The organism is Devosia sp. 63-57 (assembly GCF_001899045.1).
In the GTDB taxonomy this organism is placed as follows: Bacteria; Pseudomonadota; Alphaproteobacteria; order Rhizobiales; family Devosiaceae; genus Devosia; species Devosia equisanguinis.
The window spans coordinates 1,319,270-1,331,745 of sequence record NZ_MKUY01000005.1 but is presented as its reverse complement, the minus strand read 5'-3'; the positions used below and the strand labels follow the sequence as shown (position 1 = coordinate 1,331,745).

Annotated in this window: 8 protein-coding genes and 1 tRNA gene; 5 read left to right on the top strand and 4 right to left on the bottom strand. The window is 63.7% G+C overall.

All coding sequences use genetic code 11. The annotated features are described in order from the left end of the window. Nucleotides 1–46: 46 nt before the first annotated feature. The 3 genes from BGO80_RS14660 to BGO80_RS14650 form a co-directional block, all read right to left on the bottom strand. Nucleotides 47–1,111 (bottom strand): ATP phosphoribosyltransferase regulatory subunit, encoded by a 1,065-nt coding sequence (locus tag BGO80_RS14660; RefSeq protein WP_286722061.1) that lies wholly within the window; start codon nucleotides 1,109–1,111, stop codon nucleotides 47–49. A gap of 184 nt (nucleotides 1,112–1,295) precedes the next feature. Then, a complete protein-coding gene (hisS, locus tag BGO80_RS14655) occupies nucleotides 1,296–2,870 on the bottom strand; it encodes a histidine--tRNA ligase (RefSeq protein WP_126150848.1) in 1,575 nt (524 codons plus the stop codon). Between the two features lie 105 nt (nucleotides 2,871–2,975). Further along, nucleotides 2,976–3,239, bottom strand: coding sequence for a hypothetical protein (locus tag BGO80_RS14650; protein ID WP_286722060.1), 264 nt, complete (start codon nucleotides 3,237–3,239; stop codon nucleotides 2,976–2,978). A 435-nt stretch (nucleotides 3,240–3,674) separates the two neighbouring features. On the opposite strand from BGO80_RS14650, the gene BGO80_RS14645 reads away from it, so the two are divergent. Together BGO80_RS14645 and BGO80_RS14640 are read left to right on the top strand one after the other, a co-directional pair. Continuing rightward, nucleotides 3,675–4,304 carry a L,D-transpeptidase gene (locus BGO80_RS14645; protein WP_126150850.1) on the top strand — a complete coding sequence of 210 codons (630 nt, stop codon included), beginning with the start codon at nucleotides 3,675–3,677 and terminating at the stop codon, nucleotides 4,302–4,304. Nucleotides 4,305–4,379: 75 nt separating this feature from the next. Continuing rightward, complete coding sequence (locus tag BGO80_RS14640) at nucleotides 4,380–6,206, top strand: TadE/TadG family type IV pilus assembly protein (protein ID WP_286722059.1); 1,827 nt, start codon at nucleotides 4,380–4,382, stop codon at nucleotides 6,204–6,206. A 36-nt stretch (nucleotides 6,207–6,242) separates the two neighbouring features. On the opposite strand, the gene BGO80_RS14635 is transcribed toward BGO80_RS14640, so the two are convergent. Beyond that, nucleotides 6,243–6,319, bottom strand: a tRNA-His gene (locus BGO80_RS14635). Between the two features lie 307 nt (nucleotides 6,320–6,626). Between BGO80_RS14635 and BGO80_RS14630 the strand changes: the two genes are divergently transcribed. The 3 genes from BGO80_RS14630 to BGO80_RS14620 all read left to right on the top strand — a co-directional run bounded on the left by BGO80_RS14630 (nucleotide 6,627) and on the right by BGO80_RS14620 (nucleotide 12,396). After that, nucleotides 6,627–9,335, top strand: a complete 2,709-nt coding sequence (locus BGO80_RS14630; protein ID WP_286722058.1) for a histidine kinase dimerization/phospho-acceptor domain-containing protein — start codon at nucleotides 6,627–6,629, stop codon at nucleotides 9,333–9,335. A gap of 178 nt (nucleotides 9,336–9,513) precedes the next feature. After that, the gene (locus tag BGO80_RS14625) at nucleotides 9,514–10,557 is read left to right on the top strand and encodes an extracellular solute-binding protein (protein ID WP_126150854.1); all 1,044 of its coding nucleotides are present in this window, start codon (nucleotides 9,514–9,516) and stop codon (nucleotides 10,555–10,557) included. Nucleotides 10,558–10,827: 270 nt separating this feature from the next. Then, the gene (locus BGO80_RS14620) at nucleotides 10,828–12,396 is read left to right on the top strand and encodes an ABC transporter permease (protein WP_286722057.1); all 1,569 of its coding nucleotides are present in this window, start codon (nucleotides 10,828–10,830) and stop codon (nucleotides 12,394–12,396) included. The last annotated feature ends 80 nt before the right edge of the window (nucleotides 12,397–12,476 follow it).

Sequence of the window (12,476 nt, the reverse complement as noted above, 5' to 3'; positions counted from 1 at the left end):
ACACGGTTCCGCTCCCGTCTTCCGGGGGCGGTGGAGTGTGGACCCTTCATTTCGGCCACTCCGCTTCCAGGCGATCGACCCACAAGGCGCAGCCGGAGGCGGCGATGGGGGCGGTGGCGCCGAGGCGTTCGAGCAGACGGTCATATTGGCCGCCGGAGACGAGGATGGTGCCGCCCTGCCCGCGCATCTCGAAGACGATGCCGGTATAGTAATCGAGACGCGGCGAGAAGCTGGCGTCGAAACTGATGCGGGCTTCGCCCAGGCCCTCGAAATGGCGGCGAATGGCGCGGATCGGGCCACCGAGGAACAGGCGGTGTTTTTCGCCCAGCGCCTCGATCTGGCGCAAGGCCGTGAGGGCATCCCCCTTGATGGCGAGATAATCGCGCAGGAGTTTCAGCGTCGCGGCCGGCACCTGGGCGGCGTCGAGCGCCTGCTGCTCGAGATAGCGCTCGGCGATTTCCTCTGGCGAGCGGCCATCGGAGAGGCTGAGACCGGCCGACACCATGCGCGCGGTCACGTCTTCGACCAGATCGTCGCGCGCAGGCTGTTCGCTGCGCGGCTGGTTGGTGGCGCGTTCGAGCCGGGTCAACAGGCGATCCATGGCCTCGGGGTGGCCGAAACGGTGGCGGATGCGGCTGCGCCAGGCGTCGGGCATGTCGGCCTGGGCGAGCAGGGCTTCGAAAAGGCCGACGCCGCCCAGATGCACCTGCGGAACGATGCCATAGAGCGAGAGCGCGGCGCGGGCGAAGGTCAGCACCTGATCGAGCGCGATGTCACCATCGGGCTGGGCCAGGAGCTCGATGCCGGCCTGGTCGAATTCGGCCGGGCCGGTTTCGCGCTGGCGGAAGATCGGGCCGAGATAGGAGAAGGCGGCAGGCGCACCAGCACCCTGGGCGATATAGTCGGTGACGATGGGCAGGGTGAAATCGGGGCGCAGGCAATATTCGGCGCCATTGGTGTCGGTGGTCAGCAGCAGGCGGCGGCCGAACTCTTCCCCGGCGAGATCAAAATAGGGATCGGCCTTGAGCAGCAAAGGCGGGGCGGCACGGCAGCCGCCCTGGGCTTCGACAAGGGCTTCAAGCTGAGAGCGGCGATAGGCGGGATTGGTCATGATAGCCCTGCCTCGCAGTCACGCTGCGCCATCGGCGGGTCCATCGCCTCCCTCCCCCTTGAGGCGAGGGATTGAGAGTGGGGGTCCGTCAGTGACCCAAAGAACCACCCAACAACCCGGCCCTCCCCCTCAAGGGGGGAGGGAGCGCAGGGGCAAAGGCGATGGATGATCGGTGCGCAGTCGCTCATTGCTCGCTCAGCAATTTCTGCACAGCGCTGACCAGCTCTTCGCGCTTGATTTCGAACTGGCCGGGGCGCGCGGCCTTCCATTCGGCATTGTCGGTGATGGCCTGGGCGGCCTGTTTGCCGGCAATCAGGTCCTTGACCTGCAGAATGCCCTGCTCGCGTTCCTGGCTGCCCTCGATGATGACGATGGGCGAGTTGCGCTTGTCGGCATAGGCGACCTGCTTGCCGAAATTCTTGGTGGAACCAAGGAACATTTCGGCGCGGATGCCGGCCTGGCGCAGTTCGGAGACCATGGCCTGATAGCGAGCGGTCTGGTCCTTGTCCATGACGAGAACCACGACCGGGCCGACGGGCTCGGTGGCGCCGAGATTGCCGGTGAGCTTGAGCGCATTGGCGAGGCGGGAGACGCCGATGGAAAAGCCGGTGGCCGGGACCGGTTCACGGCGGAAGCGGGAGACGAGACCATCATAACGGCCACCGCCGCCGACGGAGCCGAAGACTACGTCCTGGCCCTTTTCGTTCTGCACCTTGAAGGTCAGTTCAATCTCGAAGACCGGGCCGGTGTAATATTCGAGGCCGCGGACGACGGACGGGTCGATCTTGATCTTGTCGTCTCCATAGCCGGCGGCGCGAGCCAATAGCTCGATGGTCTGGAGTTCGCTGACGCCCTGGCGGAAATTTTCATTGGCGGCGAAATCGTCCTGCACCTTTCCGAGGGTGAAGGGCTCATCCTTGTGGCCGCCCTCGCCCGGCGTTCCATCGGGGCCGTCCTGGACAACATAGGCATGCAGCACCAGGTCGCGATCCTCGTAGCGGGGGTCCAGTCGCTGCCCTGCAGGGACCATCGAATTGAGATAGCTCAGGATGTAGCGGGCCTGGACGGCCCCAAGGCCGGCTCCGGGCATCCTGGCGCCGCTCTCATCAATACGCCCATGCCGCAAAAGCGCCTCGACACCCTCAAGACCCAGCCGGTCAAACTTGTCGATCGCGCGCAACACGTTGAGCTTCTGCGCGTCGCTGGTGATGCCGGTGGCCGCGAGCACGCCGTCGAGCACCTTGCGGTTATTGACCTTGACAACGTACTTGCCCGCCAGACCCAGTGCATCCATGACGTCGGCCATCATCATGCACATTTCGGCATCGGCTTCGGGGCCTGAGGCACCGACGGTGTCGGCGTCGAACTGCATGAACTGGCGGAAGCGGCCGGGGCCGGGCTTTTCGTTGCGGAACACATAGCCCTGCCGATAGGAGCGGTACGGCTTGGGCAGGGTTTCGAAATTTTCGGCAAAGAAGCGGGCGAGCGGCGCGGTGAGATCATAGCGCAGGCTCATCCACTGCTCGTCATCGTCCTGCAGCGAGAACACGCCGGCATTGGGCCGATCGGTATCGGGCAGGAACTTGCCAAGCGTCTCGGTATATTCGAACAGCGGGGTTTCGACGGGATCGAAGCCATAGCGCTCATAGACGGCCTTGATCTTGTCGATCATGGCGCCCACTGCGGCGATCTCGCCGGGGGTGCGATCTTCGAAACCGCGCGGCAGGCGTGGCGTAATCAGCTTGGGCTTTTCGGACATTGTCGAACCTTGGAAAGTCGTGCCGTTCCTAGCTCATAGGATTTGGCGAGACAACAGCGCTGGGGCGGGAAAGGCGGCCGGGAGGATCCCGACCGCCATGAAAGTTCATTGTCGCTTCCCATTCTCAATCCTGGGTACGACCGCTGCCGGGGGCACGGAGAACCATATGAGGGGTTCGTCTGCAGGCGGTAGGCCGACATCGGCGCGCAGATAGTCGGGGACTTCGCTATAGCCGCGGGGCGACTGGGCCCACCAGGCGCTGACGGCAGCCCGCAGTACGGCGAACAGGCCACGATGACGCACAGCGTCGGCAATGGAGAATTCGAGACGCAGCACCACGCTGCGCTCGTCGAGCACATTGGAAGACATCGGTGTATCCGGCAAGCAAACGCTCACCGGCCTCTGTTGAGTATGGATTAAGGGCGGAATCCGGACGCGACACGGCTCGGAGTCAGCGTTTGGAGTGGTTGGATATCCGCAGCCAGGCGATCGTCAGATCGAACGGCGGCCCGCGACTGGGTGGACAGCAAGTTTCCCAGCATGGCGGAACGAAACAGTATTCATAAAGCGCCTCCCTGGGTTGGCATTTGCGGATATGCGTGGGTAACTCACGTCCCTGTGAACGGCAAGCGCGGATGTGTCAGGGTGACGCAGCACGCCCTGCAGTGTTGCACGAAAGCCACGACACCCTCCGACATCGAAAGACATCGTTAACCGTTCAAGCCAGCCGATTTTTAACCAAGCCGCTTGACGTGTCCTTGGTTGTTCACCGGCACAATCGCGCGATCATTTGCGGGGATCGGCATGATGATTACAATTCGATTGAAAAAGGCAGCGCTGTTGCTTGGGGCGGCACTGCTGTCGAGCCTGTTCGCAGCACCGGCACAGGCGCAATATCAGGCGGCGTGGCGGTTCAACCCGCCTCCGGGCCTGACCGTGACCACCGAAAAGCCGCGGCACGGGCTGATGCTGCAGGCCAATGTCCAGGTGCATCCGGCCTATATTAAGCAGATCGTCAACTATCCCACCAGCGAGCGCAGCGGCACGGTCGTGGTCGATACGCGGGCGCATTTCCTTTACTTCGTGCTCGGCGACGGGCGGGCCCTGCGCTATGGCATCGGGGTGGCGCGTGACGGTTTTGAATGGTCGGGCACGCATAGGGTAACGCGCAAGGCCGAATGGCCGAGCTGGACGCCGCCGGCGGAAATGCGCAAACGCCAGCCGGGCCTGCCGGCGCGCATGGATGGCGGCCCCAACAATCCCCTGGGGGCGCGCGCTCTTTATCTCGGCTCGACGCTCTATCGCATCCACGGCACCAACGAGCCATGGTCCATCGGGCAGAACGTGTCGTCGGGCTGCATCCGCATGACCAATGCCGATGTCATCGACCTTTACGGCCGGGTGCAGATGAACACCAAGGTCGTGGTGATGTAGGCAGGCCGGCAGCCTGTCCCGGGGCGGCGAAGACTTGCCGCCCGCTTTCGCATTCAGCTCAATCGGAGAGCAGCCATGTCGGCACCCACAAGCCTCTTGCAGCGTTTCGCGCGCGACGAGCGCGGCGTCTTTGCCGTGATCTTCGGCGTCATGGCGGTCGTGCTGATCGCGCTGGGTGGCGCAGTGGTGGATTATGTGCGGCTGGAACAGACGAGGCAACGCGCACAGACGGCGCTGGATGCGGCGGTCCTGGCGCTGCAGCCGGACATCCTGGTCGGCGGCATGACGGAAACCCGCATCCGCGAGCGCGCGGAGGCGCTGGTGCTCGAGCGCATCGGCGATAGCGAGGTCGAGGCGAGCATCGACACGGTGCGCATGGACCCCGCGAACGGCTCGCTATTCATCGATGGACATTTCTCGCTGCCGACCATCTTCGTGCAATTGGTAGGTGTGCCTGAGCTGCGGGCCAATTTTAGGGCCGAAGCGGTTCGCGGCGCTCTGGACATCGAGGTCGCTGTCGCGCTCGACGTGACCGGCTCGATGCAGGGCCAGAGAATCGTCGACCTGCGCAATTCCATCACCGATCTGATGGAGGCGGTGGTTGCCGACGACCAGACGCTCAACTATTCGAAAATGGCCCTGATCCCCTACTCACAGGCCGTCAATGCCGGCAGCTATGCCGAAGCCGTGCGCGGCCCCATCCGTGCGCCGGTGGAGACCTCGACCTTTTCCTGGTCAACAGGCACGACGAAAACCATCACCGGGGCGACCAAGGCCAACCCGGTCACCATCACCTCCAACGGCCATGGCTTTTCCGACGGCGACTGGGTCTATATCTGGAACTCAGGGATGGGCCAGATCAGCAACAAGCCGTTCATGGTGACCGGCAAGACCGCCAACACATTCCGGCTTTCGGGCATTGACGGCCGCAACTACACAACGTTTTCAGGCACAGCGTCGGTGATCAAATGCCAGGTTGCCAATTGCAATCTGGTGGTGACCTCGAACAGCCATGGCTTCAACAATGGCGATTACGCCTATTTCACCAATGTCGGCGGATCACACAGCCTCAATGGCAACATTTTCCAGGTTTCGAACGTAACGCCAAATAGCCTGGCTTTGCAAAACACTCCGGCAGGCAATGGCGGCACATACACCAACAATACCGGCCTCATGCATTGTACCTGGCAGACCGTCGCCGAGGGTTGCACCTATTATCGCTACCAGGGCTCAACGGGGCTCTGGCGGCTCAATCCGGTGACCACCTGCGTGACCGAACGGGCCAGCAATGGGCTGACCGATGTCGCCCCGACCGTGTCCTATGTGGGGCGCAATTATCCCCCTGCAGGCAATGGGTGCCTCGCCAATACCATCGTGCCCCTTACCGCGAACAAGGCCGCACTTCGCACGGCAATCAATGCGCTGGCAGCGGTGGGGTCAACCTCGGGCAGTCTGGGCGTGGTGTGGAGTTGGTTGATGCTGTCGCCGAATTTCGCCTATGTCTGGCCCTTCGACAGCCGCCCGGCCGCCTACAACACGAACAATCTGCTCAAGGCTGCCGTCATCATGACCGATGGCGAATTCAACACCGTGCATTGCAATGGCGTGGTGGCGCGCAATTCGACCAGCGGTAGCGGCAGTACAGCTGACCACATCAATTGTAACGCGCCAAATGGCAGCCCATACGCGCAGGCGCAGGCCTATTGCGATGCGATGAAAGCATCGAACATCACCGTCTACACTGTCGGCTTTGCCATCAGCGAAGGCACCTCGGCCGCCAATGTGCTGCGCTACTGCGCCAGCGGGGCCAGCAACTACTTCCTGGCCTCGAACGGCGCTCAGCTGCGTGAGGCATTCCGCCAGATCGGCGCCAATATCTCAGCCCTGCGCATCACACGTTGAGGCGCGGGCGCGACTTCGAAACAGTATTTGGGAGGGTGGTACCGCCTCCCCGGATTGAACGGGGGACCTCTAGATCCACAATCTAGCGCTCTAACCAACTGAGCTAAGGCGGCATGGGCAAGTCGGGGGCGGCGCAGGCCTGCGCTCCGAAAGCGGGCGGAACATAGGTCGAGATGACCGGGATGACAAGACCGTTTTTGCGCTGTGGACATCCTATCGCAAAAGCGGCGCCAGCGCGGCGGAAATGACCAATCCTTAGGACATGGCATTTAACCATGACCAGCGATGCAGCCAATGCGGACAGCCCGGCGGACTGGATTCGTCGCAACCGTCACGATATTGAAGAACACTTAATGAACTTCGGACAAGTGTTCCGTAATGATACGGATCGCGTCCGACGCCGCCAGACAAAGGCCGTCCATGGATGACCAGTGGAACACATCGCCGAGTGCCCGCCGCGTGCTGCAGCATGCGGACGATGCGCGCCCGGCCTGGCTGTGGTCCCAGGATGGGCAGCGGCTGCTCTGGTCCAATGCGGCGGCGGGGCTGTATCTGGCCAAGCTGAAAAAGCACGGGCTCAAACGTCTGCCTTTGGCGGTGCCAATCAAGGGACAGGTGCAGCGCATCATTCGGCTGGGTTCGAGCGGCCGCACCAGCCTCGCACGCATCCAGTTCCTCGCCGGGGACAAGCCGGTTTCCGGCACCTGCGCGACCACGCCGCTGCTCTGGGAACATGACGAGTCGGCGCTGCTGATCGTGCATGTCGATCCGATCGCGCCGCAGATCATCGAGGCCGCTCAATCCGATCAGCCAAGCGCGGCAGACGAGCCGCCGCGAGCAATGTTGGTGGACGAGGGCGAGACCGAGGTCGAACAGGACATAGCCGCGACTGCCGAGCCGAGACAGGATGGCGATGAGGCCGAGGCGGGCGAGCCGGTTCAGGCCATGGACGGCACGCCTATTGGCGCCGATCACAGCTATGCGCATGAGCTGCAAAGCTGGCAGGAGACCGACGCCGAGACGGTCTATGAGATCGCCGCACCCGAAAGTGCCGTGCCGGAAAGCCATGATGAGCTGGCCAAGCCGACGCCGGCTGAGGCCGATAGCGGCCCTGAGCCGGAGGCCGCGGCCAAGTCTCACTCGGAAGAGGATGCGAGGGGCGAAGACGCCGAGACCGAGGCAACGCTGGCGGATGTGTCGCAGCGGCTGAGCTCGCTGGTGGACCGGCTGACGGCGCATGACACGCTCTATACGCCGCTGGGCGAAGACGACGACCTGCCGCCCACCGCACCTGTCGAGGACCACGCATCGACCGAGGGCGTGGATGCGATTGATGGTGCCGACGAGGCGGACAACGAGACTGACGGGACGCTCTATCGGGTGATCGGGCGCGGTTTTACCCCGCTCGAAGCCACCGAACAGGACGGCGCCGAGGACGAGTTCGCCCATTGGGCCGAGGAGCCGGACGCAACTGCCCCCGAGGCCAAGCCCGCCGATGCCGACCAGCAGCTGGATACGGCACTGGCGGAAATCGGCGCGACCGATCCCAGCGATGCCGAGGCCATGGAGCGGGTATCGCGCTACAATTTCGACGAGCTGTCACGGGTGCTCAACGAGCGGGTCGGCGATCGCGGACAGAACCGGGGCCAGGGCCAGGACGGGGAAACCGCGCTGGCGCCGCTGACATCGGTTGGACCGCAATCGACGGGATCGCTGGTCAATCTGGGCGGCGAGACGCTGGTGCTCAATCGCCTGCCGCTGGGCATTCTGGTGTTCCGCGACCAGCAGGTCTTGTTCGCCAATCGCGCCATCACCGAAATGACCGGCTATGACACGGTGGAGCAATTGCGCAGTGCGGGCCTGGCCGCGGTGTTCCCGGCCACCGGCGCCGATGGTCAGGGCGCGGGTCCGGTCAATCATCTGGTGCAGCGCGACGGCACGCTGGTGCCGGTGACGGCGCGGCTGCAGTCGATTTCCTGGCAGGGCCGACCGGCGTTGATGCTGTCGGCCAGCGCCACTGAAGTGCGAACCGGCCATGAAGATGCGGTGCGCGCCTTTGCCCAGGCCTTTGCCGAAATTCGGGGTGACGGTTTCATCGAAGCCAACCGCAATGGCACGATCAGCGCCGCCAATGGGGTGGCCAAATCGCTGCTCGGTTCGAGCACCGTGGTGGGCACGCGGCTTTCAAACCTGGTCGGGGAAGCCGATATCGGGGAATTGCAGGCGTTTCTGGAGCGCCCTGCCCGCTTTGCCGAGACGGCGCGGCCATGCCTCTCGCTTCGCGGGCAGGACGACAAGACCGATATCCTGTTGTTCGCTGTCGGCCAGGCCGGGATTCTCAGCGGCTATTTCGGCTTTGTGCGAGCGCGTGAAGCCGATCTGCCGGCGCCTGCAATCGCCCATGAAGCCGATCCGGCGCTGTTGGCGCGGATCAGCCGTGGGGTGCGTCGGCCGCTCAATACCATTGTCGGCTTTTCCGACCTGATCCGCACCGAGGCCTTCGGGGCGCTCAACAATGAGCGCTATTCCGAATATGCCAAGGATATCTCGCGGGCGGGGCAGGAAATCGCGGCGCTGGTGGATGAGCTGGACGATTATGCACGACTGCGCGATGGGCGTTACCTGCCGCAGCGCGCGAGCCTCGAACTGACCAGCCTGCTGGAAAGCTGCGTCTTGCGCATTCGTGAGCAGGCCAATGTCTCCCGCGTCATCGTGCGCAACGCCATTTCGGAATCGCTGCCACGCGTCACCGCCGACCGGGCCTCGCTGGCACAGGCGGTGCTGAACCTGCTGGCCAGCGCCATCGACCAGACCCCGCCAGGCGGCGCCGTAGTCATCTCGGCCCAAGAGATGGACGACAAGGGTATTGCCATCCATGTGCGCGACAGCTCCATCACCGCCATGGACATGGCCGACCGTTTCGTGGTGTTCCGCGATGGCGTCGGCAAGGATGGGCAGGCGCTGACCCCGATCCGCTCCAGCGTCGGGCTGGCGCTGACGCGCTCGCTGCTGGCCGTCAATGCGGTGTCGCTTGCCGTCGATCCGGCGGGGCCGGAGGGGCTGTTGTTTTCACTGCGCATCCCGGCAGATCTGGTGGAGCGGCGCGACCAGGCAGTCCCACAGCAATAAAAGCGGATTTTTATAATCAGCTAATCACTTGTGTTCATTGACAGATTCCACTGCTCCCTTGAACCGTTCTAATCTGTAAGCATTTGTTTTTATTAGCTTTATTGACTTTAACTGAGGCACAGGCCATTAAGCGCCCAGTCAACCGGGGCCTTGACCCCCGATGCAGCAGGAGAAGCAAATGACCAAGACCGCGCGTATTTTCAGCGCCCTTCTGGCGACGACAATGCTGGGCGTTTCCGTCCCGGCCTTCGCCCAGTCCGGCGAAGTCAATATCTACAGCTATCGCGAGCAGAGCCTGCTGCAGCCGCTTCTCGACAAGTTTACCGCCGAAACCGGCATCAAGGCCAATGTGCTCTATGCCGGTGACGGCCTGCTTGACCGCGTCGAAGCGGAAGGCGAACTCTCGCCCGCCGACGTGGTGCTGACCGTCGATATCGGCAATCTGGTGGGCGCCGAGGAAAAAGGCCTGACCCAGAAGATCACCACGCCGGTGCTCGACGAGCGCGTGCCGGCCGCCTATCGCGACGAGGACGACAACTGGACCGCCCTGTCGCTGCGCAGCCGCGTGTTCTACGTCGCCAAGGACCGGGTCGATGCCACCGCCCTCACCTATGAGGACCTGGCTTCGGACGAGTGGAAGGGCCGTCTTTGCACCCGCACCGGCACCCATGCCTACAATATCGGCCTGATCGCCCACTACATCGCCGTCAATGGCGAAGAAAAGGCCCGCGACTGGCTGGGCAAGGTGCGCGACAACCTGGCTTTTGCCCCGACCGGCAATGACCGCCAGCAGGTCAAGTTCCTGCTCGAAGGCTCGTGCGATCTGGCCATCGTCAACACCTACTATATGGGTGCGATGCTGAACAATGAAGCCGAGCCGGAGCAGAAGGATTGGGCCAATGCCGCCCGTATCATCTATCCGGACGCCGAAGGCGCCGGCACCCAGGTGAACGTGGCCGGCGGCTTCATCGCCAAGCACGCCCCCAATGTCGACAACGCCAATGCGCTGATCGGCTTCCTGCTGTCGGACGAAGCGCAGGCGATCTATGCCGATACCAATTACGAATTCCCGGTGGTCCCCGGCGCGCCGATCAACGAGCTGGTCGCCAGCTGGGGCGAGCTTAAGGCCTCGCCGGTGCCGCTGACCCAGGTCGCTGCCAACCGCGCGCTCGCCGCGCAGCTGGTGGACGAGCTGAAGTTCGACGAAGGCCCGCAGAAGTAAGGGGCGGTCGGAGGAGGCAGGTGCAATTGGCTGCCCTGCCCAGTTCACGTCACCCTCGGGCTTGACCCGAGGGCACTTGCCGAACCGACCCAGTGACCAGAACCCTCGGGTCGAGCCCGAGGGTGACGATCTGTGAATGTTGTTGGGCAGATGACTAAATCGGAGTGGAGAGACGGCATAACAGTCGAGGCCACACAGAGACGATCTGAGCGGACCGGCAGGCGTTTTCGCCTGCCGGTCGTTGCGCTTGTGCTGGTCCTGGTGGTCGGGGTGCCGATCATCTGGCTTGCTATCGCCGCGCTGGGGGCTCTGGGCAGCGGCAGCAATGGACTGACCGCAACCATGTTGCCGACGGCATTGCGGGAAACCGGGCTGCTGATGATCTCGGTGGGGCTGCTGGCGGGCACGGCAGGACTGGTGGCGGCCTGGCTGGTCACCCATTACGAATTCCCGCTGCGGCGGATCTTCGACTGGGCGCTGGTTCTGCCCCTGGCGGTGCCGACCTATCTCGCCGCCTATTCCTATGTGGAATTTCTCGACTTTACCGGCCCGATCCAATCGGCACTGCGGCCGCTGATCGGGGCACAGACGGTGCGGGATTACTGGTTTCCCGACATTCGCAGCCCCTGGGGCGCGGCGCTGGTGCTTTCGGCGGTGCTTTATCCCTATACCTATGTGGCCTGCCGCACCTTCTTTCTGATGCAGTCCACCGCGCTCAGCATTGCGGCGCGCACGCTGGGGGCCAATGGCTGGCGCACTTTCCTCGAAGTGGTGCTGCCGGTGTCGCGACCGGCACTGGTGGTCGGCATGACGCTGGCCATGATGGAAGTGGTCAACGACCTCGGCGCCGTACAGTATTTCGGCATCAATGCCATCACCGCCGTGATCTATTCGACCTGGATCAACCGTTCCGATTTCGGTGGCGCAGCGCAGCTGGCGGTGACGGTGGTGCTGGTCATCGGCCTGCTGATCCTGGCCGAGCAGAAGGCAAGACGGAACCGGGTCTATTCGGCGCAGCGCGACAGCCGGGTGCCGCCAGCGCGAGAAGTGCTGACGGGCGCGCGCCGCTGGCTGGCCTTCGGCTTTTGCGGTGGCCTGTTTACGCTCGGCTTCGGCATTCCGGCGGGCGAGCTCATTTATCTCTCGCTGCGGCTCTATCACCCCGACACCACGGCGCTGGCGTTTTCGGCGCTGTGGCCGACCATCACGCTGGCCGCCATCGGCGCGGTGGTGACGGTGACGATCGGGCTGCTGGCGGCGCGGATCGGGGAGACCGGCTCGGCGGCGGCGCATGGCATGATCCGCCTGTCGACACTGGGCTATGCCATCCCCGGCACGGTTCTGGCGCTGGGTCTGCTGCAGCCGCTGGGCCAGGCCGATCTCTGGTTCAACCGCATGACCATGGCGCTGTTCGAGTGGCGGCCGGGGCTGATCATTTCCGGCTCGATGGCGGCACTGATCTATGTCTATGCCATCCGGTTTCTCGCCGTCAGCCATTCGACGCTCGACGCGGCGATGCGCAAGCGCGGCCGCTCGATGCTCGATGCCGGGCGGGCTCTCGGCGGCAGCCGGCTGGCCATATTGTTCCGCATCGACCTGCCGACACTGAGCCCGGCGATCCTGTCGGCGGCAACGCTGGTATTCGTCGAAATCGTCAAGGAGCTGCCCGCGACGCTGCTGCTGCGGCCGCTTGGGATAGAGACGCTTTCAACCCTGGTCTATTCGCGCGCCAATGTAGGCCTGTTCGCGCAGGCGGCACTGCCGGCGCTGATGATCGTGCTGGCGGGCCTCGTCCCGGTCATCCTGGCGTCCTGGGCAGGTGATAGGCGGAAAGTTTGACGCGTCAGCGGTACGCGACGCCCGCACTTTGCTATAGGTAGGGGGTGAGGCAAGGGTCCCATGCCTCGGCTCAAGGAGAC

Bases quoted from the DNA above. Each gene is read 5' to 3' on its own strand.
- BGO80_RS14640 (WP_286722059.1), top strand. From the start codon at position 4,380: ATGTCGGCACCCACAAGCCTCTTGCAGCGTTTCGCGCGCGACGAGCGC.
- hisS (WP_126150848.1), bottom strand. From the start codon at position 2,870: ATGTCCGAAAAGCCCAAGCTGATTACGCCACGCCTGCCGCGCGGTTTC.
- BGO80_RS14625 (WP_126150854.1), top strand. From the start codon at position 9,514: ATGACCAAGACCGCGCGTATTTTCAGCGCCCTTCTGGCGACGACAATG.
- BGO80_RS14630 (WP_286722058.1), top strand. From the start codon at position 6,627: ATGGATGACCAGTGGAACACATCGCCGAGTGCCCGCCGCGTGCTGCAG.
- BGO80_RS14645 (WP_126150850.1), top strand. From the start codon at position 3,675: ATGATGATTACAATTCGATTGAAAAAGGCAGCGCTGTTGCTTGGGGCG.
- BGO80_RS14650 (WP_286722060.1), bottom strand. From the start codon at position 3,239: ATGTCTTCCAATGTGCTCGACGAGCGCAGCGTGGTGCTGCGTCTCGAA.
- BGO80_RS14660 (WP_286722061.1), bottom strand. From the start codon at position 1,111: ATGACCAATCCCGCCTATCGCCGCTCTCAGCTTGAAGCCCTTGTCGAA.